Origin of the sequence: Arcticibacter eurypsychrophilus (assembly GCF_001730525.1) — a bacterium.
In the GTDB taxonomy this organism is placed as follows: Bacteria; Bacteroidota; Bacteroidia; order Sphingobacteriales; family Sphingobacteriaceae; genus Arcticibacter; species Arcticibacter eurypsychrophilus.
Window position 1 is genome coordinate 1 of record NZ_MDFN01000025.1, and the last position, 21,756, is coordinate 21,756.

At 32.5% G+C, this 21,756-nt stretch carries 21 protein-coding genes; all 21 read right to left on the bottom strand.

All coding sequences use genetic code 11. The annotated features are described in order from the left end of the window. On the bottom strand, positions 1 to 846 hold an 846-nt coding region (locus BFL47_RS13785), incomplete at its 3' end, for a nucleotidyl transferase AbiEii/AbiGii toxin family protein (RefSeq protein ID WP_069660445.1). Next, the gene (locus tag BFL47_RS13790) at positions 843 to 1,568 is read right to left on the bottom strand and encodes a DUF6088 family protein (RefSeq protein ID WP_069660385.1); all 726 of its coding nucleotides are present in this window, start codon (positions 1,566 to 1,568) and stop codon (positions 843 to 845) included. The genes BFL47_RS13790 and BFL47_RS13785, both read right to left, overlap by 4 nt. A 90-nt stretch (positions 1,569 to 1,658) precedes the next feature. Beyond that, complete coding sequence (locus BFL47_RS13795) at positions 1,659 to 2,849, bottom strand: ATP-binding protein (RefSeq protein ID WP_069660386.1); 1,191 nt, start codon at positions 2,847 to 2,849, stop codon at positions 1,659 to 1,661. Positions 2,850 to 2,919: 70 nt separating this feature from the next. Continuing rightward, on the bottom strand, positions 2,920 to 4,479 hold the full coding sequence (locus tag BFL47_RS13800; protein WP_069660387.1) for a hypothetical protein: 1,560 nt from the start codon (positions 4,477 to 4,479) through the stop codon (positions 2,920 to 2,922). 107 nt (positions 4,480 to 4,586) lie between these two features. Continuing rightward, the gene (locus BFL47_RS13805; RefSeq protein WP_083257187.1) at positions 4,587 to 6,518 is read right to left on the bottom strand and encodes a polysaccharide biosynthesis protein; all 1,932 of its coding nucleotides are present in this window, start codon (positions 6,516 to 6,518) and stop codon (positions 4,587 to 4,589) included. Between the two features lie 92 nt (positions 6,519 to 6,610). Beyond that, positions 6,611 to 7,582, bottom strand: coding sequence for an MraY family glycosyltransferase (locus BFL47_RS13810; RefSeq protein ID WP_069660389.1), 972 nt, complete (start codon positions 7,580 to 7,582; stop codon positions 6,611 to 6,613). A gap of 20 nt (positions 7,583 to 7,602) precedes the next feature. After that, positions 7,603 to 8,502, bottom strand: coding sequence for an NAD-dependent epimerase/dehydratase family protein (locus tag BFL47_RS13815; protein WP_069660390.1), 900 nt, complete (start codon positions 8,500 to 8,502; stop codon positions 7,603 to 7,605). Between the two features lie 9 nt (positions 8,503 to 8,511). Next, complete coding sequence (locus tag BFL47_RS13820) at positions 8,512 to 9,681, bottom strand: glycosyltransferase (RefSeq protein ID WP_069660391.1); 1,170 nt, start codon at positions 9,679 to 9,681, stop codon at positions 8,512 to 8,514. Between the two features lie 29 nt (positions 9,682 to 9,710). Beyond that, complete coding sequence (locus BFL47_RS13825; RefSeq protein ID WP_069660392.1) at positions 9,711 to 10,793, bottom strand: glycosyltransferase family 4 protein; 1,083 nt, start codon at positions 10,791 to 10,793, stop codon at positions 9,711 to 9,713. Between the two features lie 36 nt (positions 10,794 to 10,829). Next, positions 10,830 to 11,870 carry a glycosyltransferase family 4 protein gene (locus BFL47_RS13830; RefSeq protein ID WP_069660393.1) on the bottom strand — a complete coding sequence of 347 codons (1,041 nt, stop codon included), beginning with the start codon at positions 11,868 to 11,870 and terminating at the stop codon, positions 10,830 to 10,832. Then, entirely contained in the window at positions 11,867 to 13,138 is a 1,272-nt protein-coding gene (locus BFL47_RS13835; protein ID WP_069660394.1) for an oligosaccharide repeat unit polymerase, read from the bottom strand. The genes BFL47_RS13830 and BFL47_RS13835 overlap by 4 nt, the downstream gene beginning before the upstream one ends. A gap of 27 nt (positions 13,139 to 13,165) precedes the next feature. After that, entirely contained in the window at positions 13,166 to 14,020 is an 855-nt protein-coding gene (locus BFL47_RS13840) for a glycosyltransferase family 2 protein (protein WP_069660395.1), read from the bottom strand. A 33-nt stretch (positions 14,021 to 14,053) separates the two neighbouring features. After that, positions 14,054 to 14,956: a hypothetical protein gene (locus BFL47_RS13845; protein WP_069660396.1), complete on the bottom strand. Its 903-nt coding sequence runs from the start codon at positions 14,954 to 14,956 to the stop codon at positions 14,054 to 14,056. A gap of 11 nt (positions 14,957 to 14,967) precedes the next feature. Continuing rightward, complete coding sequence (locus BFL47_RS13850) at positions 14,968 to 15,828, bottom strand: GT-D fold domain-containing glycosyltransferase (RefSeq protein ID WP_170827326.1); 861 nt, start codon at positions 15,826 to 15,828, stop codon at positions 14,968 to 14,970. A 146-nt stretch (positions 15,829 to 15,974) separates the two neighbouring features. Then, a complete protein-coding gene (locus BFL47_RS13855; protein WP_069660398.1) occupies positions 15,975 to 16,583 on the bottom strand; it encodes a hypothetical protein in 609 nt (202 codons plus the stop codon). Between the two features lie 6 nt (positions 16,584 to 16,589). After that, positions 16,590 to 18,077 carry an oligosaccharide flippase family protein gene (locus BFL47_RS13860; protein WP_069660399.1) on the bottom strand — a complete coding sequence of 496 codons (1,488 nt, stop codon included), beginning with the start codon at positions 18,075 to 18,077 and terminating at the stop codon, positions 16,590 to 16,592. 34 nt (positions 18,078 to 18,111) lie between these two features. Continuing rightward, complete coding sequence (locus BFL47_RS13865) at positions 18,112 to 19,227, bottom strand: DegT/DnrJ/EryC1/StrS family aminotransferase (RefSeq protein WP_069660400.1); 1,116 nt, start codon at positions 19,225 to 19,227, stop codon at positions 18,112 to 18,114. Then, positions 19,221 to 19,826 (bottom strand): acyltransferase, encoded by a 606-nt coding sequence (locus BFL47_RS13870; RefSeq protein WP_069660401.1) that lies wholly within the window; start codon positions 19,824 to 19,826, stop codon positions 19,221 to 19,223. Before BFL47_RS13870 ends, BFL47_RS13865 begins: the two co-directional genes overlap by 7 nt. Further along, a complete protein-coding gene (locus BFL47_RS13875; RefSeq protein ID WP_069660402.1) occupies positions 19,819 to 20,235 on the bottom strand; it encodes a sugar 3,4-ketoisomerase in 417 nt (138 codons plus the stop codon). Before BFL47_RS13875 ends, BFL47_RS13870 begins: the two co-directional genes overlap by 8 nt. Then, on the bottom strand, positions 20,232 to 20,645 hold the full coding sequence (locus BFL47_RS13880; protein WP_069660403.1) for a sugar 3,4-ketoisomerase: 414 nt from the start codon (positions 20,643 to 20,645) through the stop codon (positions 20,232 to 20,234). The genes BFL47_RS13875 and BFL47_RS13880 overlap by 4 nt, the downstream gene beginning before the upstream one ends. A 6-nt stretch (positions 20,646 to 20,651) precedes the next feature. Next, positions 20,652 to 21,743, bottom strand: a complete 1,092-nt coding sequence (locus BFL47_RS13885; RefSeq protein WP_069660404.1) for a GumC domain-containing protein — start codon at positions 21,741 to 21,743, stop codon at positions 20,652 to 20,654. Positions 21,744 to 21,756: the final 13 nt, after the last annotated feature.

A 21,756-nucleotide genomic window follows, 5' to 3' on the forward strand; every position in this document is an offset into this window, starting at 1 on the left:
ATCCTGCAATATGGGTTGGTAGGGCGGATACATTAAAGCCTCATTTGGATGATAAATTAACCATTGGTTGTTGTTTCTAAAACTAGCTACATCATCATTAGCGACTTTTAATAACATATCATCAAATGCAGGTGCATTAAAAAAATCATTGAATTCCTCTTGCTGCAACAGTTGATGTAAGTCGTAGGTATGCCTGATTTTTCTCTTTAAATCAGCTATTGGGTTTTCTCCATAAGAGAAACGGACCAGGCTCATAATTTTTTCACAGATAGTTCTTATGGGCTCTAATACCAATAAATTAAAAGATAACATTCCGTTTTCCTCTGCTATGTCCTTTTGACCATTGCCGAGCATCATATTGCCTATGAATGAAATGATACTTTTGGAAGTATAAGGTTCGTGATAGCCCAGCCATGTCGCTTCAATAATAATTACATCTCTAACTTGTCCGTAATTACCCTCAAATTCCTTATTATAAGTATGTGCCGTCTTTCTGTTCATACCCATTTTCTGCGTTATCCCTGCAATTGGCACTTCTGGCATTATAGTTTCAACAACCCTACTAATAGCTTTTAATTTTGATTTTAGTTTGCCATTTGTATCCCCTGTTTTACGTAACACCACTAAATCAATATCCTCCGAAAACCTATCAATCATGTTATAGCATTTAGAAAGGGATGTTCCGCCTTTAAATACAGTATCACTACCAATTTCGTTGTTAAAAATGGCATACAGCGCATACGTTACCCAATAGTCTTTCTCTACATAAATGGACGGGATGTCCATCTGTTGCGCTGTAAACTGAACCGCTTGCCTAAATAGTGTTTTGTTTTCATGGAGCCTCATACAATATTCCATTTTACGGTGGTAGCTAACACTTTTACCGCACCAATAAATTTATATTTAGTAATGGGGTTTAATGATTTTAAAATTGGCTCTGTTAAACTGTTTGGTTTAATCTGATCTAATAGCGCACCAACCAATGCTTTGGTAGCAGGGGGATATTTTAATACCAAACGAACTAACGTAACTTTCTTTTTTTCAGAAAGCCTTTTGATTATTGCCAAAAGTCGTTTGCTAGCAGATTCTATTGTAGCATCAGGTATTTTTTTAATATATCGAACGGCATCTAATAGTTGAAGCAATGGAATATTCTCTTTCGTAATTGTGTTGTTTTGCTTAATAAAAGCAATCATGTACCGTTCCCGTTTAAAGTTGGGTCTAATCTGATTTTTTCCTATTTGAATAGTGTTACTGACCTGAGTAGTTAACCCCAGCTGATTATAAACACTGTAGCCGGTAAGATAGCCGATAATCTTTCCATCATCTTCTAATAAATCTTTCACAACCTGTGCCTGATTTGGCTGTAAATTACCAAAAGGTGTATTTTCAGGTTTATAGAATTTCCCCTTAGAAAGTTTAGCAATTTTTCCTGAGGCAGCCATTCGATTAAGCGCTTTTATTATAGCCTCTTTCTTACTGACCTCAGTAGTAAAATCTACATAGGTGAATATATATCCTTTAGGAAGCCTATCAATGGTAGATGATATATAATCAGTGATTTTCATATAAGAGCTTAGACAAATATAAAAGTAAATGTCCAGTTTTTTTCATAAAAAACTGGACATTTACTTTTATATTTAATGAGTTCCTGCCTTTTAGTATAAAAATCCAAATAGCCAGATTGGAACTTTGTTTCCTGCTCCGATTTCAATATCATCAGCTGCAATTAAATAATTATCCAGGTGCTTAACCTGAGATGTATTCATGCCTTTTCCTCCAACCTCGATTGTCAATCCACTAATGGCAAAGTCACCTTCCGACGGAGAATTGACCTTTAAACCTGCATTGAGTAATTGGTTTAAAACAAATGTCTCCCTGATATTCCCAATATCAGGTTTTTCTTTTAGTGCAAAAGCAAGGTTAGTATTTTCCAAAAATATCTTGTCCGGCTTTTGTAAAGTTGAAACCCCTTTCCCTTCCGAACTTAGCGTGTTAAGCAACCGTGCATCTTGTAATTGGTAGATATATTGATAGACACTGTCACGGCTCAAATCAAGTTTCCTTGCAAGTGCGGCAATATTAGGTTTAAAGGGAACCGATTCGGCTATTACACCCAATAATTTTTTAACCTTGATTGCCGTCCCTGAATTATATGAAACGATATAAGCCAGGTCGATATCTACAATTGTATTGATCACCTGGTTCAATTTCATCAGATAGGTATCTTCCCCTTCTACAATAATTGGCAAATAGCCTACTTCTAAATATTTACGGAATGCAGGTAGTGGATGAAAACCTTCAGTGATCATCCGGCTTAGGCTCCGGTGGTTATTGTTGATATCCTCAATTTTGAATGCGTTAAAACTTACCCCATGGATAAATGCTAAATATTCCCGAAAAGAAAGCCCTGCCAGCAAATAGCTCACAACTCTTCTACTTAAGTCAGCCTCACCACGATAAATATCCAATGCTGAAGAAGCTGAAAAAACAACCTGCATTTCGGGCAATCCATCATAAATGTTCTTCAACTCAACTGACCAGTTCTCATATTTATGGACTTCATCGATAAATAATATTTTCCCTCCTTGTTTATACCAATCATTCGCTGTATCCAGTAATGTATGATTGTAAAACCATGTATGGTCAGCTGTGATATATAATGCTTCTGGAGGCAATCCAAGGTCATACTTTAAATACTGCAACATTAGTGTAGTTTTCCCCGCACCTCGTGGGCCTTTAATCCCAATCATTCTTTGTTTCCAGTTAATCTGGTTATGCAAGTATCTTCGGAAATCATTCTTTATCGGACGTAAAAGATTTTCCTGAAATTCAAATAAAATTTGCATATTTATGTCGATTTAATACGACAAAAATATAACAAATATGTCGATTGTAATCGACATATTTGTTATATTTCTAAAAATCCTGATACTTATTCCTAAACGAAGCCTTCAGCCCAATAGTAAAAAACTTTTCCTTATCACTCTTCAGGTCATTTACCTCATTACGCAGGCTATAGCCCAGCTCCATGCGCAAGTTATTCTTAGGGTTCAGCAAGTACGATACATTTGTATTAGCATAAAAGAATTTGGTTTTCAGGCCATGACCAATCTCTACCCCATAATCATCCACACGGGTGGTATAATCGAGGTAAATATTCTTTCCATAATTTAAGCCATCCACATCCAGACCATAGCGTGCTACATTACCCTGCAGGCGCAGTTCCCAGCGGTTGTAGCGATAGTTAACCAACGCAAGGTATTCCCGGAAGTTCGCACCAAAAGGATGCGCCAGCGGTTCATTATAATGACCATAGTTTTTAATGCGCTGACTCGCCGAGTAGGTATACGGCCGCACCGCATTATATTCCAAAGTCGCGTTTAAGTTAGGCAGCTGAAAAACATCAAAAGCACGAAGCCCTAATTGCGCACCATGTTTATTCGCCCAATAGCCGGTACCCGCAAAAACCTCTTTCAGCGTAAACTCATTCAGCACAAACTGGCCATAAGCCAGCAATTTTTTATTCAGCTTATAACTCCCGTTCAAACCCAGCACGACTTTATCCGGAGAACCATTATTATATTCCGTTGGACGTAAAACTAAGACCGGAACCGCATAACTCAAATCCAGCCCCCTTGGCGCCCACATCACATTCTCAAAAACACCCAGACTCAGTCGTTTATTCACATTCCAATCCAGGTAATGAAAGACTCCATATTTCTTATCATACGGCGTTTCATCATCAAAGCCTATCGCATATAGATCCTCAAACTGCGCCCACATAGCAGTATATTGCACCCTGCCCAGCGCACCCGTAACCTTTAAATACGGATAGTTGAACGCATAATCCGAAAGCAGCAAGGAACGATACCCATTTCCGATGAAGTTCTTTCCATAACCCACCTGAACGTTCAGGTATTTCGAAGGCGTATACGAAAGCAAGGCCGAAGAATTCGAATAATCAAAACCATCAGCACCATACGTCTTGGCATGTCCCTGTCCCGGAACCACCTTATTATTACGAATATAATCGTTGTAGTAGGAGGGATATACCCCTTGATTTTCACTTATCGTGCCATTAAAAGAAAACTTATCGCCTATATGACCATCCACAGCCAGTTCCCTGGTATTATTCCAAATCGTACGGCCATCCTGCTTTCCAACCCATAGATCAGGCAAAAAGTCAAAGTTTACCTCATACTCGTCATTTTTAATCTCAACCAGATGCTGCGTAAAGATCTTCCTGAACAGCCAGTTCTTAGATTGCCATTCTTTAACCGGAACGTCATGTTGCAAAATAGAATCCCGGATAGCAGACCGTAACATCAGAGGCTGAGCAGCAGTATGAATCGAAAAATCTTCCATCTGATACAAATGTGAATTAGGAAACCTATTCAATACCGGAAGCGGGGAAGATTGAGGGAAAGCCTTAAAAGAGAGGCCAACACAGAGGAGTAAAAAAAGTGTATACTTCATGAACAACAAATATATCTAGTTCTTTGAAATTTTCTTCAATATTTCATTCGGATCCATTTGACTGTCAAGGATCTTCTTTATTGGAGCTTCATGCTTTCATAACCAGTTTACCGATTACAATCCTCCTGTACACGATCTAATTTTTCAAAGACCGAATTCATACTAACGAATTCAGGAACAATTTTCTTCATCTGCAATACGATTTGCGTATTATCATTGATAGTCGCCAGTTTGAATAATTCAGCAAGCTGTTCTTTCACTTCGGCAAAGTCATGTTCCCGTACCTTCCCAATCATGATCTTCTCATGATGCGTAGGTAACGTGTTTTCCCCATCATTCAACAACTCTTCATACAATTTCTCACCAGGTCTTAAACCGGTAAAAGCAATTTTGATATCAACATCAGGGATCAAGCCGGCCAGTTGAATCATCTTTCTAGCCATGTCAACAATCTTTACCGATTTACCCATATCGAAGATAAAGATCTCTCCACCATGCCCCATTGATCCAGCCTCTAATACCAAACGGCAGGCTTCCGGAATAGTCATAAAATAACGAGTAATATCCGGATGAGTTACCGTAACCGGACCACCCTTTTCAATCTGTTGTTTAAAAAGAGGAACCACCGAACCATTTGAACCCAACACATTCCCAAAACGCGTTGTAATAAACTTCGTCACCGGCTTCATGCTCAGCCAATCACTGATGGTCGCATCCAGGTTACACAATGAATTATTTAAAGACTGCACATAGATCTCTGCAATCCGCTTAGAAGCCCCCATAATATTCGTGGGGTTCACTGCTTTATCCGTGGAGATCATCACAAACTTCTCCACCCCATACTTTACTGAAAGATCAGCAATCGTCTTGGTGCCCAATACATTAGTTTTAATCGATTCCGCAGGATTACCCTCCATCATCGGAACATGTTTGTATGCCGCAGCGTGGTACACATAATGTGGTTTAAATTTATTGAAAAGAAAATCCATTCTCTTTTTATCCCTTACATCCCCTATGAAAGCAAAAAAGTCACTAGGCTGATGCGTTTCACTTAATTCCATATACAAATGATGCAAGGGTGTTTCCCCCTGATCACAGATAATGATCATACCTGTATTGAACTTCATCAATTGTCTGACAATTTCACTGCCTATAGAGCCCGCAGCGCCAGTAATCAAGATTCGTTTACCTTTAAGTTCTTCCTGAATCACTTTATTATCCATTGTTATAGAATCCCTGTTGAGCAGCTCTTCAATATTTATATTCTGGATCTGACTAACTTTAGTATCCTTCCTTGTCCAGACATCATGAGCTGGGATATTTAACACCTTTACTTTATTCTCCAGGCAAACATTGACAATATGATTCTTACGCTCAAATGGGATAGAATATGAGGCAAAAATAACCTCATCCAATTCATGTTTAACAATCAGCTCTTCTAGATCTTTAGCATCCAGAATCTTAATCCCATCAATAGATTTACCCACTTTACGATCATCATCATCTACAAAAGCTAAAATCCGTTTATTAACATACGGATCATGATCAAAAGTTCTTTTAGTAGCCATCCCTGCTTCACCTGCACCGTATACCATAACCCGGATCGTATCCAGCTTCAGATTTTTAATGTACATAAAAAAGTATTTCACAATTACCCGATACGTAATTAAGAATACGAAACTAAACAAAGTATAAATGATGATGACAGCAGTACTGATAAACGGCACCCCTCCAAAAGAAATAATTAAGGCATGAATGAAAAATAAAGTGAGCGAACTCCCTGTTAACGCACCTAAAATACGAGTAGAATCTTCAGCAGACGTGTAGCGTATAATACCGGCATAGATTCCAAATGACAAAAAGACCGCCATATTTACACCCATTGTCAAAACAATAGACTTGTTCAGTGCTAACACATTAATAGCCTCTAAATCAAAGTTATGCCTCACCACCTTAGCCATTAACAAAGCAAGAACAGTCAGAAAAATATCAATTATAAAAATCACCCAACGAGGTACAACATCTAATTTAGCAAACATGGAAATACGTTTAATATTATAAACAACACACTTCTTAACTTAAAGTTACATTATAAAAGCAGATTTCTCACCTTTCACATTTTCAATTACAATCAAGCGGTAGTACCAAATAATTTGCTTGAGCCTTCTGTTAAAAGCCTCATTGTCAGAAACAAAAGGGCACTAACTAACAAAAAAAGAACAAACGCAATAACTGAATAGGGCATCCAGAAAAGGACAACAACATTAATTATTAACTGGCTTAAAGCGTAAATAGAAGAAACCAACAGATGGGGCATTTTCTTTTCGTTTGCCAAATACTGATAAAAATGACTTCTATGGGCATCAAAAATATTCTCTTTCCGGATTAATCTGAAACATATTGTAGTCACCGCATCCAGGCCATACAAAAGAAGCAGTAATAAATAACTAAAATTCTCAGTTTTAATAATTAACAGAAGCAAAAAGAACAAAATAATAAAGGCTATACTAACACTACCCACATCACCAGCAAAACACCTAGCCTTCTTTCTGAAATTGAAAAAATTGAACACAACCACTGAAATAATTGAAGTAATTAAAAAGCTTGGGACGACAAATTCTATGATGGAGCTATTGATATACAATAATGAACAAAGCGTTATTAATGTATAAGAGCCCGTAATACCATTAATCCCATCCATAAAGTTAATGGCATTAATACTTCCTATAACTAAAATTAATGCAAGAATTATCCAGTAAAAAGAAAGATCAAAAAGGCCTAACTGATGAAACATGAGAGTAACGGCAATCAAATGAAATACGATTCGCAACTTATTACTCACAGGCTTAATATCATCTATAAAGCTAATAACCAAAACTGTGGCTAATCCTAAAAGGAAATATTTATATTTAAAACCGAAATAAAGAGGATATAAAAGAAGAGCTATTGGAAAAATTATCCCCCCACCTCTCAAAGTCACAGAGGTATGTGAGCTTCTATGATTAGGTTGATCAATAATATTAAATTTATTAGCTGCTTCAAAGTATATAAGTTCTAATATAAAAAGTAAAATTGCAATGTATATATATATAATTTCAAGCATTATATGATAATAATTCTATATTAAATCTTAAACCCTTTTAAGACAGCAGTAGGTCTCCAACCCAGGACTTTAAAAGCTTTGGAATCATCAAAAGTTAAATCAGATGTTATCTTTTTTAATCTAGGAGAATTCAAAGGTATTCCTTTTCCCATTAAATCTCCAAGTTTAGCAATAACCCTTGCAACCCATAGAGGAATATTATATGGCATAGATCTGCCTAATTGAAATGCAATTAGGGAAGATAATTCTATAAATGATGGATGCTGGCCATCTGTTAAATTAAAAACTCCACCAATTAAAGCTACTTTAGGGATTATGAGAGCAATATCTTCAGCTAGCACAATACTCTTTTTTGCTCTTCCTCCATCAATATCTAAATAATAACCATTTTTAATCCCCCTAATCATAGACCCTAGATTACCTTTAGGATTTGCACCAGCAATTAAAGGAAGTCGCAATATAGAACAAATAACGTTATTTTTTTTACACCATGATTGTATTAATTCCTCCGCTCGTATCTTGCTTTGACCATATGTATCTTTTGCTAATAACTCTCTATCCTCCGGAATTAATGTTCCGCAGTCACAACCATAAACAGCAACAGTACTGATGAAAACAAAACTTTTTGGCAATCCAGATAATTCTAATCCTTCTAATAAATTTCGAGTACCAGAAACATTAATATTATAGAATTCATCCCTCTCAGCGTTATTTTTTGGAAACGAATGTGCTTTACCGGCAGCATGAATTACAATATCTACTAATGGCAAAGTAGGAACATTCTTAGACAAGTCACATATGATACATGTATAAACAGTATCATAATGATTCCTTACAACTACACTAAAATCATATAAAGACAAAGTTTTTAAAATTATATTTCCTAAAAACCCAGTTGCTCCAGTTAGCAATATTTTCATTAAAGTATTTTAAAACCTGTTCAACGCAATAAGCAAATTCTCTTCGTAACGCTCCCAAGTGTAGTTCTCTTTTATAAACCTACTAGCATTACCACCCATCGCCTTATACTTTGATGGATGTTTAAATATATCATTAATTTTTATTGCCATCTCCAAAGGCGTATTTCGTACTATAAAGTCAACATCATTTACAGCACCTTTGATGGGATCTGCACCATGTGATGTTAAAATATTTATTTTCCCTAATGACATAGTTTCTAATATCTTATTTTGAATACCTCCCCCATTTTGCATTGGTGCAATAACAGCAAAACATGAATTAAGAATCAAATATGGATCTTCCATAAATCCAGTAACGATAACATTATCCCTATGTTTTAAAATATTTAAGATTTGCTTAGATGGTTTAGCTCCGATAATATAAAAAATAATATTAGAATCAATATGATTCATGACATAGTGGTCAAACCAAATAACAGCATCTATATTGGGCTGATAATGCATTGCTCCAAAAAATGCTATGCTGTGCTTATACTTAGATGATAATTTGTTATAAATAAATAAGCTATCATTAACTCCGTTAGGTAGCCATATAGATTTTCCAAAAGCACTTAAATAGTTCGCATCATCATTGTTCACACATAAAGTTAACAGACTCTCTTTAACTACTTTCAACTCATAAATTTTTAAACGCTTCGCTTCTATCTTATAAATCACCTTATACATTAAAGATTTAGTCGAGTGATATGATTTCACATAGCTTTTGGACAATAAATCTACCATGTCAAAAACTACATTTTTTTTTCTAAATAGATCTATGTATTCTCCTGATCTTATAAGATTTAAAAATACAATCTCATCAGAATTAGCATTTCTTTTTATATATCTTCTTACAGTAGGTAATGTAAAGTAAGCTACTTGGAATGGAATTGATGAAAATATAGATATGAAAACTCTCAATAAAGCACTTATTAATTCAATCCTAAAATAAGCATACTTATAGCTATGATCTTCTAAAAATTTTCTTTCTATCGCATTAGGTACTTCTCTTGAGATTATAATTAAATGTAAATCATAATGCTTAAAAAGTATCTTTATCAAATTATATATTTTCAACTTATAGCCATTCACAGGGGGATAAGGAATCCCAGGTATAATTATTAAGCATTTTTTTTTCATATGCAATCATCTAATAAACAGCCGATACACTAACGCATTTGACCTAAAAAGGATTTTACCGTTTCTTCAAATTTATCATAAGAATATTCTTTCAAAATTTCATATCCCATTGAAACCTTTAAAGAAGTTGCATATCCATCTGATATAACACCATTTATCTTGGAAGCTAAGTCACTCGAATCACTAGGATTAAAATAAGTAGCTGCCTGTTTAGCAATTTCCGGAAAACAGGAAGTTGAGCTGCAAATTAATGGGCACCCGTACTTCATCGATTCAATTAAAGGAATTCCAAATCCTTCTTCAAATGAAGGTAAAACAAACATTTTAGCATTCCTATACAATTCAGCTATTTCATCGTCAGATTGATAATTTAAAAAAACTACTCGATCTTGGATACAAAGCTCAATAGCAGTTTTTTTAAACATTTTCAATGTTTCAGAGCTCCTGATACCTACTACTTTCAAGAAGAAAGTATTTTTAATATGTTCTGATAATTTAGCAAACGCTTTCAATAATATTAAAGAATTTTTATATTTTGGTTCTCCTCCAATATGAAAAATATAGTTCTCCTTTTTCTCAAACCTAATATTTTTCTTTATATCATCTGGTGTATATTGAATTGTATTCGGAATTACAAATATCTTATTCGGGTCTAAATTGAAAAAGTCCGCAATTTGCCTTTTAGAATATTCAGAAACTGTGATAATATTGGTAAACTTTGTAATTATCCTAGGTAAAATAAACCTTCTATATAAACTTCCAACCAATTGTTTAAGAGACTTTGAAGAAAACTCCTTCATAAATATTAAATCATGAATAATCAGTATATTTTTATCTGACTTCTTTATAAAAAGAGACGCAGTATTATATGGAAATATCATTGTACCTTCATTTTTAATCAAAAAAAGAAATAATGACAATTGCTCCCATAAAATATAATTAGAAAACCCAAAGGATAGATATTGACTTAAAATCCTATTCCCAGTTAATAAACCTGTCACATTATAACTCAAGTCTTGCTTCATCACAGACACAAATTGATTAATGAACTTACCCATTCCCCTAAACCTTTCTACAGCAAAATTGGCATCATAGTATACTTTAGTAATCATATTTATTTGCTTTGATACTTCACTAATAAAATATATTTAACAATTATTAAATAGAGATAACACATTTTTCATTGTTTGTTCAATAGGAAACTTTTCTACAATCTGTCTCCTAGCCTCTTTACCCATATCTAATCGTAATTCCTTATTGCATATTAATATTTCTAAGGCACTATATATTTCAGCAATATTTTTTGGAGTGATCAAATAGCCATGTTTTTCATTGATGACGATTTCTGGTATTCCTCCAACATTAGAACTCACTACCGGTATCCCCAACGCCATTGCCTCACAAATCGATATCCCAAACGATTCGTAATAACTTGGCAAAAGGAAGATATCTGTTGTTTGTAAGTATGATTTAACGTCATTGACATGACCATAGATAATAAAATTCTTCAATCCCTTACTCTTTATGTAATTAGTAACACTATTCATTTGGCTACCAGTACCAATTATGTTGAATACAAATGAATATTTGGATGATAGCCTTTCAAGAGAGTAAATTGCATCCCAAATCCCTTTAGAAACTTCAAGGCGGCCAACAAATGAAATTTCCAGCATTTCATTACGCCTCTTATAATCCTTCTTCATTATTTGGGTATTAATTCCATTATATATAACCTTAAGCTTTTTCTTAAATCTCAAATGCTCATTAGCAATCGAATTTGATACACATACAATTTTATTGGAATAAATGAAGTTAAAATTTATTAATATTTTATATAAGAATGTCTTAAATAGACCATTGACAGATTTCACGCTAGTATGCTTGTATGCAATCTTGTAAACATAAGATTTTAAGAATGCGGACATATAAATTGCCCTATTACCATTTAATATAACGTAATCGATTTTATTTTTATCAATGAATAGATTAATTTTACTAATAGACTTAAAAAAAACTAAAGACACGTCTAGTACTTTCTGAGAAGTTTCAAGATTATTATATAATTGCTTATTTGAAACCCAATAATATATATCAATTACGCCCTCTAAACGCGGAAAAACCTCAGCAATAAAGACCTCTCCTCCACCAAAAAATAGAGTAGGACTTATAATCAAAACTTTTTTAATCATAGTTTAATATTTTTCTTATTTACAAAGAAAATTATACAGAAAAAAGAAATTAATATATATATAGGAAGTCTTACCATCAAGTTGATATCATACGAATACCACCTAACAAAAAATAATAAGCATGCTCCGCAAAAAAGATTGCTTAAAAAGCTACCTTTTAGTGGTGAATATATATAATTACAAATTAATGCCAAAAATGCCCCTAGTACCAAGGGCCCCAAGTAGCCTAGTATAACAAAAAAAGCAAAAGGAGCTAAACCACCACCACCTGTTTCCGCTCCATGTAGTGACAAAAAATGGGGAAATTTATAATCGCCTGGAAGAAAAGATGGAGGTATAATAGATGTAATTAAAAGGCCTAACAATATTTTGATTCTATCAATAAAGTCTACTGAACCAGTAGAAATGACTCCAGATATTGCATTTCCGACGTACAATAATTCAGACTGGTTATTAATTATTATGTTTGATCCCCTAGTATTATTTTGAAAAAGCGAAATGTTATTCTTAAACCTATCTATTATAGTTAGTATAAATAATCCAAATCCCGATAGCCCGATTATCCACTTCCAATTAAATCGGTTCTCAAAGAAGTAGAAGAAATAGATTAATATTGGGGGAACAATCAACATTCTTGTTCCCCTTGATACTCCATAAAATAGATATAATAAAAAAATCAAATGCAAAAATTTCTCATACCCGATCTTTGGTTTAAAAATAAACATTAAAAAAAAGAATATATAGAAATACACAGCTATTCCTCCAATGCTATCCAAATTTGACACATATAATTCATACAAATTGCCAGACGAAAAAAGCAAGTTTGTACCGCGCGTGAATAGATATATAATGACAAAGAGACATACTACAAAGCAGAAGTAATAAGCTTTAATAGAAGAATTAATATCTTTGATTTTTGTAAACAAATTGATTTCATTATTAACTCCTCCTCTAAAACACAATATAAACGAAAACAACTGCAATAAATTAATTAATATTCCATTTTCATAATAAAATGGGTCTTGAAACTGCTCTCTAGGCCCAAACTGCGCACCCTCAAAATAGTAATAATAATATTGTATATTGTAAGTAAATATGAAAATTATTGTTATTAAAGGAAGTTGAAACCTTCTACATTGCCAAATTGCATAAACATTAGATATAAGTAAAGAAAGCACTAAATATGTAGTAGTACTAAATATAGAATATAATACTATACTTAATGCTATGTTGACCAGAACAAAAATTTTACTTCCTAAATAAAACATGAAATGATGTTTATAATATTCTAATTTTTAATAATGAAATTTAAAAATCAATCTTATAATAGATTTCAAATAATCAAAATATAGAATTAACCTATAGTGCTTTAACATTAACATTAAACCCACTTTTTTATTTAATACTGAGTTAATTGCTATTTCATATAATACTATGTTGTTATGTGCTTTAGGATAGAAATCACAACCCTTCCACCTATCAACTACGATCTTTTGCGCTTCTATCATTTTATAATAATTTGAAGACATATTTGTTGAATGGATTCTGTAGAAAGCTAAATTAATAGGAATAAAATGGAAAGGATATTTATTAGCAATTTTAAGCCACATATCCCAATCTTCAAAGTAAAGATTTTCATCATACCCTCCCATCTCTATAATAACATGTCTTTTAGCTAATACTGTCAATGCAGGAACAAAGTCATCCAATAACAATTCCCCAAAATTACATTCAATTCTTTTTTTAATAGGTATTTCACTTATAATACCGCTCGTATTAAATTTCATTGCCTTGGTAAAAATAAAACCAAGTTCAGGTTGCCTAATAAATACTTCAATCTGTCTGTCAATTTTTTCATTAGCCCAATAATCATCAGAGGCTAAGCAAGCTATGAAATCACCTTTGGCAAGGAGTTTTATCGCTTTATTTAAGGTTTTGCATAACCCCATATTTGTTTGCCGTTCTAAATGAAAAACATATTTCTTCCTAAGCTGCGTTAAAACTTCAAATGAATTATCAGTAGAGCCATCATCGATTACAATTAACTCTATATTTTTATATGTTTGGTTAATAACACTTAAAATGCATGTTTCTACAAATTTTGAATGATTATAACAGGGAACAATTACTGAGACAAGAGGTACACACATATAGAAAACTCTTAAAATATAACTAGTTATAACTTAGTTATGAAAACATCTTCTTTTGAACGAAAGATATATATTTTTCGCGTAATAGACTAAAATTTTCAAGCGTCCATTATGAGGAATGCTATTACCAGCCAATACAAAATACTTCACTCCCACGTGTATCTTGCTTGTTGGTATTTTTGATATCGCTTGAAAATCAATATAATTATCGTTAAGATGTAACTCATATAGACTTTTAATATCTGTATTAAAAGAATTGTCAAAGCTATTTTGAAAATCATCTTGAACTCTATTAATAGTTAAAACAATGCATTTCCCATTTTTAAAAGAAGCTAAACCTTCCTTTTTAATAAAAAGGTTAGGGTGTTCAGCGACATCACTTTCAAGAAAATTAGGGTTTTTAATTCTTTCAGGATTTAATTGGGCCAAGATTTCAATTACATTTATCTTTCTATAAATAGTTGAATCTAATTCCCAAGGATAACTCCAATTGATAACATTTGCAGTTTTCCAATTCCATTCTAAGTGATTTTCAAATTTATGTATCTTAGGTAAGACAGGCTTTATGTTTTCACCCAAACGTAAACTAAATCCAAAAACATTTGGATTTTTAGATAAAATATTTAATGCAACAGGTATATCGATCCAACCATTAAAGATAACATCATCACATCCAAACATAATATAGTTTGTTGATCGATTTATTAAATATGTTAAATCGTTAAAAAAAACATTTTCTTTAACCCAATGAATCTCAGGAAACTCTTCGAGTAGCTTTTGGTAGCTTATTCTCAAATTATATTTATATAAAACAGAAATTGATGATTGCTCTATCTTAGAAAAATAAATAAGACTTTTAAGATAAGCTTGAAGTTGAAGTGGCCTATCTTTCGAAAAGACAATAACTGATAAAGTTTCTATTGAATTAATAATCATGAGGTGTTGTTCTAATCAGGTGAGTAAAAGCTACTAATGCTATTTGAATCTTTTTTAGTGCCTTTCATGAAAAAATCGAAGTCTTTTGCTATATGCCCAAGATCAAGAGCTTGATAGCCCAATTTAGCTAAATCAAAAGATAGAATTGTAGCAGTTGGACCTAATATGATTAAAACAAGTCTGTTGAGATCTATATTCTTTGCCTCTGCCAATAACAATTCATAATCATGAAAGGCATTTTTCGCAGGTGCATATATATATTGTTTAGATTTTGCACAATCAAATATATCATACTTGAGTCTACTTAAAATACCTTTCCCTTGTATAATGGTAATGTCTCTATCTTTCCAAAGATTTTTAATTTTCTCAAAATAACTAAATAAATTAATTTCTTCAGAATACGTCATATATAATTGGGTACATTCTGTAGAATAATATTGTTTGTCAAACACAATGTGTTTTTCGTATTCCCCTCTCCTCTTTGAAATTACCCTTCTTACAAAGTCTTTTATTATTGGGTTACAATTATTAACAGTATTCCAGTAATAAAAAGGTAATCCCACCAATATATTATGGACATTAGATTCTAAAACCTCACTCAATCTTTCCGCTAGTTTGATACTATTTGCCTGAAAAGCAATCGGCCGGTTATTCAGTAATTCAAATTCTCCATCTCCGAAACGAACAAGAGAGGCTCGATCATTTAAGATTCTATCAATTGTTGTATGAGGAGTCGCAATCTTTGGCCTTTTAACATGGAGAACATCATCTTCAATTTCATACTTAATGTTATCCATGTAAAGATTCATAGTATCACTTAAAAGAAATTTATCTTTAATGTCATACCGAGCTAAAAACAAAATATTCTTCATGAATATTTTTAAATGAATGAAAGATATTTTGATTATACTTAAAATTTTCATAAATCTAATATGTTCAAATAGATCATCAGATATAATATCAACAGAATGTCTCAGTTCAAATGATGATCATTCATTAAAATCTTTATGCTACAATCTTAATTTAATTCAACCCTAATTATGTCATCCTTTACCTCTATCTTACTCTTTGAGCGCCTAGATAAAATATATTTGAATAATTCCTCTTTCTTTGGATAATCACCTATTCCATTAAAACAACGAGCATCGTCTATTAAGATTATATGATTTAAGTTTGAATCTAATATTGTTGTCAATTCTTCATAAACAGGACATTCTTTGTCCCCTTTAGCGGTTACTCCTGCTGAGTAATGTCCATCTAGCCAAAATATTGATTCTCCCTTTAATTCCAACACAACATCTTTCAGTATTTTTGAACTATCCCCTTGAAGGATTACAACATGGGAACTATCTTTAAATCTTGCTACTGCCTCTCGCCAAAGGTCTTCCCCTAGTTCAATTGAATATATTTGTTTGAAATTATTTAGCTGCGCATATACCATATCGCCTAAATAAGTGCCTGTTTCAACTAGGGTGCTATAATTAGACTTATTTTTATACTCTTTAATAGCTAATTGTTTAACTAAATGTTGTTTTTTCCACTCTCTTATTTCATATTCTTTTTGTACAAATTCCTTAACACTTAATGGTAAAAAATTAACTAGTGGTTTTAATAAGTTTTTAATCATTTTAATTTAATATTTACTTTTTAGAAATTTTTCTCGAACATATGATTTTAGGCCTATATAACTATCAAGTTTATACCAAGAATAATACACTGAAAAAACTAATATTACTCCTCCTAAAATATATACAGTTACTTCATCAAACATAAAAGAGACAATAAGGGCACTCATACAAAACGCAATAAGAGTTAAAAATATCTTCACAAATTGAATGTTAAATGAAAAAGCATATATTTTATTAAATTTATAAGATAAAAATAATAAATAGATTAATTGAAATAGAGAAAACGCTATAGCCATCCCCATTAGTCCATATGCTAGATAACCTGCAATATAAAATGCAATTGACAAAACACTATTAAATAGGCTACTGTATAAAAAGTATGCTTTTTTATCACCTTTCGCAAGTGAAATGTAAGACAATACAACTATTGGTGCGGTAAATAAAGTGCCTAGTGCCAGCCAGCGTATAAAAAAAGAAATAGCATAAAATTCAGAAGTTAAAAGAATTTTTATTACCAAAGGGGCAAAAACTATCAAAGATATGAGCATCGGTGCTGCAATAAGTACTGTAATTATACCTTGCTGATTAACCATATCATTAAGCTTTTTGTCATTTGTGCTTACTGCTGCTAACCGAGGATAATAATCCATAGCCATAGCTGTAAAAACAAGTCCTATACTTTGATTAGTGATTGAAGTTCCAGCCTGATACAGCCCCACATCTGCTAATCCTCCTTTGCTCCTTATAAAAGTATTAATAACATATATGGCAACAAGTCCTATCAATTGCGCCATTACCATAACTACTCCTAATTTCGCCATCTCACCTCCTTGGGTTAGTGTATCCTTTCGGCTTACTAAAACCGGAGTGAGTACTATTTTATTTGCAAAAAAAACACTTATTAAAAAGGTAATAATTGATCCTATAATGAGAGCTGGAACAATGCCACTGGATCTCAAAAAGTAATATATTGGAATTGTAGTGATAAGTGCTAGCAGCGACCCTATAATTGCAGATTTCGCTGTATACTCAATTTTACGTAAGCCTTGTAATAATGCTGTATTCCCATTCGTTAGTATTGTGAAGATCAACATTAATGAAAGTAATACGAAACTTACAGTATAACTATTATTCCCAAATGTGAATATGCTTAAATAATGAGAAAAGCTAATAAGTAATATAACGCCGACAAAACAACTAATCCAAAGCCATCTCTTGAAAACAATTAAAATAAAACTTAACTTTTTAGTATCGCCTGATTCTCTTGCTTTTGAAATATCCCTTACTGCACTAAAATTTAAGCCCATACTCGCAATTATAATAACTAATGTAACGGTAGAAACCAACAGTGCAGAAATACCCATACCTACTGGACCCAAAAAAATTGCTACAAATTTTGATCTCACAATACCCGTCAAAACACTTATGAATTGCACTCCACCAAACAAACTGGTAGCTTTAAAAATCTGACGGTATGATTGTTGTTTGGTCATTGTAATATGTCAGCTTAGAATAATAATAAGAATACTAAAAACAGTTTAAGACTTTGCAAACTTTTTCAACTTCTTCTAATGTCATTACAGGACTTATTGGTAGACTTAAAACCTCTCTATGAATTTGCTCTGTAATCGGAAAAGATAAATTATTCCATTCTTTATATGCCTGTTGCTTATGCGGAGGAATAGGATAATGAATCATAGTTTGAATATTATTATCACTAAAAAACTTCTGTAAAGCATCTCTCTTAGGATGTCTTATAATAAATAAATGTCCATTATATGAAGTGTCATTTTTAATCAATAATCCATCTTTATAAAAAGGTAGTATGACATCTGGATTCTTAATATTTTCACAATACTTTAATGCTATATCTCTTCGATTTTGATTATCCCTATCTAAGTATTGTAATTTCACTTTTAAAATAGCTGCCTGAATTTCGTCAATTCTTGAATTCAAGCCTTGGTATATATTCTCATACTTAATTTTTGAACCGTAATTAGATATAGCTCTTACAGCATCTGCCAAATCTTTGTCGTTAGTAGTTACAGCACCTCCGTCACCTAATGCCCCTATATTTTTCCCAGGATAGAAACTATGACCAGCAGCATCTCCTAATGACCCTGTACGTTTTCCCATATAAATACAACCTTGCGACTGAGCATTATCTTCAATTAGTTTCAAATCATAATGGTCAATTAACCTTTTTATTTCAGGGTGCATTGAGTTATTTCCATAAAGATGAACAATCATAATTCCTTTTGTCCTCTTGGAAATTTTTTCTTCAATCAGAAAAGGGTTGATATTATATGTAAGAATATCAGGTTCGATTAAAATAGGAACCAATCGATTATCAGTAATTGCAAGAATAGTAGCAATATATGTGTTTGCAGGAACGATAATTTCATCCCCTTCTTGCATAACTCCTAATTCAATATAGGATCTTAATATTAACCGCAAAGCATCTAAGCCATTGGCAACTCCAATACAGTTATTAGTACCAATATAATTATTATACTCTTGTTCAAAAGATTTACTTTCCTTACCTAGCAAGTACCAACCAGAATCTAATACTTGTTTAATTGCCAATGACAGCTCTGGTTCGTAACTATCATTAATAGCTTTAAGATCAAGAAACTTTAACATATTTCTTCTATTTTACCTTTATTCATCGTATAACTTTTTGCACAACCTTCACAATGGTAATCACTATCAAGCTTGGTACCACATTTGCAAACATAACCCTTTAATTTTCCCGGATTTCCATACCATAAGGAATAATTAGGAATATCCTTATTAATTAAACTACCAGCACCAATCATAGCATATTTACCAATATTTATTCCACCGATAAGTGTTGAATTGGCACCAATACTTGCTCCTGTTTCAATCTTAATTTTCAAAAATTCATTCGGATATTGTTTTGAACGAGGTTTAGCATCATTTGTAAATGTAACATTAGGACCAATAAACACATCATCCTCTATGGTTATACCATCCCATATTTGAACTCCTGATTTAATTGTTACATTGTTTCCTATTAATACATCATTTTCAATAAAACAATTACAATTGACGTTGCAATTCTCACCAATAACAGCATTTTTCAATATAACAGTAAACTGCCATATAAACGTGTTATTCCCGATGGCTTTTGTCTGCACATCTGACAGATCATGAATGAATACTTTAAATTCAGATAGTCCCAATTGATTTTCGAATAATTTTGTATTTCCCTTATCCATTTATATGTTCTAAATAATCGCTATATTTCCTTATATAATCCGACTCATTGTAAAGATGGGAAGCAAAAACTAAACATATAGATCCAGATGAAAAATTAACTTCAGAAGCCCATATTCCCGGAGGAATGTGCAATCCTAAATATGGCCTATTTAACTGCACCATTCTTTTTGTTTTACCATCATCCATTAAAATTTCAAAACTACCACTAGCAGCAATTAAAAACTGATGACATTCTTTATGCGAATGCGCACCTCGTGATTCTCCACCAGGTATGTCATACAAATAAAAGACCCGCTTTATGTCGAAAGGCAATTCGATACTGTTATTAATAGGAGTTAAATTACCAGCTCTATTTTTTATTTTTGGAAGTTCAAATATTGAACAATCATATGTTGTAGCCTTCTTCATGACTTATTAATTTTTGAATTAATAAATTGTTGATAATCCCTTTGATAATCCTCTTCATCAAATACTGTTGAAGCAACGATAAAACATAAAGAATTAGTAGAAAAATTTTCCATATAGCGCCATATCCCCTTTGGAACAAATAATGCGTAATAAGATCGATTCAATGAGTAAGTTTTCTTGTTATTTCCATCATCCAGTATGACATCAAAACTACCACTCAATGCTATTATAATCTCTTCATTCTTATGATAACTATGCCCTCCCCTAGCTTCTCCACCTGGAACATCATAGATCCAATAACTTCTTTTTATTTTAAAAGGAATATGTCTCTCTTCCTCCAAAAATGAAAGATTTCCTCGCTCATCTAAACTTTTTGGTAATTTAATAATTTTAACCAGATCAATTGACATAATAAGTTATTTTATCACTTGTGAAATTATTTTTTTAATAATTAAAACTAATGTGCTCAGGAAAACAAACAGCATAAGTCCCATAATCATCCCTTTAATATTACCGAACTTAATTTTTTCTAGTGGAAAAACAGGTAGGTCTATAACTTGAATTAAGGGCGTTTCTTTTAGTAAAGCCATTTTTGACATCTCTAAATTTTTTACTAATTCGCTCAATATCTCTTTATTTGTTTCAGCTGAAAATTGCGAGCGCTGTAAAGGAGCTACACGTTGAACCTGTCGGGTAAGGTTTAAGTTAGGTGTAGCATCTGAAATTGCTGCAGCTGAGTAAATAGCACCATTCATCACCTTAAGAACCGAATCAGCTTTATGCTGTAATATTTTAACATTAATAATAGATTTTCTTGTCTTTGTTTGCACATAAAAATCATTCACATTCTTAACTATCTGTTCATTAAATGCTTTTGCAAAGAATTCGTCTGTTGCTTTAACTTCCACTTTAATGATACTCAATTTCTTATCTGATTTAGCAACATTTAAATAGTTTAAGTTTATATCTTTTACAATACCACCAAGAATACTATCCTTTAAACGTTTTGATTTTAGAGTGCTAGAGTCTAGAAAACTAAATTGAATATCTTTTAATTCCGATTTTTCAGCCCAAGCTTTTCTTAACTTATTGAAATCGATATAACGATCAACTAATAATTGTTTCTTTCCATTATAATAAACCTCTGTTAACAAGGTTTTTTCAATCATAGTTCTTGATTTGTATAATTCGAAAATATTATCTCCTTGAAAAATACCACCACCTCCACCACCCAAATCTAACCCTGCCATAGAAGCTAATCCACTTAGAGATCCTAATCCACCAGCTGCTTTATCATCATCTAATACAAAAGTGGTTGTTGCCGTATATATTGATTTTTTAGACCATGCAAAAGTAAATCCTAGAATACCACCCAATATACCACACAAAACAATTGTTGACCATTTGGACAGCAGATAATGATACCATTCCTGTAATTTCAAAATAAGATCTTTTAGTGAAATCTCATCTGAGTTACTTGATATTTTATTTATACTTTTAGAATTCATTTTAATCAATCAA

Coding starts and splice junctions, on each gene's coding strand:
- BFL47_RS13790 (WP_069660385.1), bottom strand. CDS start 1,568: ATGAAAATCACTGATTATATATCATCTACCATTGATAGGCTTCCTAAA.
- BFL47_RS13795 (WP_069660386.1), bottom strand. CDS start 2,849: ATGCAAATTTTATTTGAATTTCAGGAAAATCTTTTACGTCCGATAAAG.
- BFL47_RS13800 (WP_069660387.1), bottom strand. CDS start 4,479: ATGAAGTATACACTTTTTTTACTCCTCTGTGTTGGCCTCTCTTTTAAG.
- BFL47_RS13805 (WP_083257187.1), bottom strand. CDS start 6,518: ATGTTTGCTAAATTAGATGTTGTACCTCGTTGGGTGATTTTTATAATT.
- BFL47_RS13810 (WP_069660389.1), bottom strand. CDS start 7,582: ATGCTTGAAATTATATATATATACATTGCAATTTTACTTTTTATATTA.
- BFL47_RS13815 (WP_069660390.1), bottom strand. CDS start 8,502: ATGAAAATATTGCTAACTGGAGCAACTGGGTTTTTAGGAAATATAATT.
- BFL47_RS13820 (WP_069660391.1), bottom strand. CDS start 9,681: ATGAAAAAAAAATGCTTAATAATTATACCTGGGATTCCTTATCCCCCT.
- BFL47_RS13825 (WP_069660392.1), bottom strand. CDS start 10,793: ATGATTACTAAAGTATACTATGATGCCAATTTTGCTGTAGAAAGGTTT.
- BFL47_RS13830 (WP_069660393.1), bottom strand. CDS start 11,870: ATGATTAAAAAAGTTTTGATTATAAGTCCTACTCTATTTTTTGGTGGA.
- BFL47_RS13835 (WP_069660394.1), bottom strand. CDS start 13,138: ATGTTTTATTTAGGAAGTAAAATTTTTGTTCTGGTCAACATAGCATTA.
- BFL47_RS13840 (WP_069660395.1), bottom strand. CDS start 14,020: ATGTGTGTACCTCTTGTCTCAGTAATTGTTCCCTGTTATAATCATTCA.
- BFL47_RS13845 (WP_069660396.1), bottom strand. CDS start 14,956: ATGATTATTAATTCAATAGAAACTTTATCAGTTATTGTCTTTTCGAAA.
- BFL47_RS13850 (WP_170827326.1), bottom strand. CDS start 15,828: ATGAAGAATATTTTGTTTTTAGCTCGGTATGACATTAAAGATAAATTT.
- BFL47_RS13855 (WP_069660398.1), bottom strand. CDS start 16,583: ATGATTAAAAACTTATTAAAACCACTAGTTAATTTTTTACCATTAAGT.
- BFL47_RS13860 (WP_069660399.1), bottom strand. CDS start 18,077: ATGACCAAACAACAATCATACCGTCAGATTTTTAAAGCTACCAGTTTG.
- BFL47_RS13865 (WP_069660400.1), bottom strand. CDS start 19,227: ATGTTAAAGTTTCTTGATCTTAAAGCTATTAATGATAGTTACGAACCA.
- BFL47_RS13870 (WP_069660401.1), bottom strand. CDS start 19,826: ATGGATAAGGGAAATACAAAATTATTCGAAAATCAATTGGGACTATCT.
- BFL47_RS13875 (WP_069660402.1), bottom strand. CDS start 20,235: ATGAAGAAGGCTACAACATATGATTGTTCAATATTTGAACTTCCAAAA.
- BFL47_RS13880 (WP_069660403.1), bottom strand. CDS start 20,645: ATGTCAATTGATCTGGTTAAAATTATTAAATTACCAAAAAGTTTAGAT.
- BFL47_RS13885 (WP_069660404.1), bottom strand. CDS start 21,743: ATGAATTCTAAAAGTATAAATAAAATATCAAGTAACTCAGATGAGATT.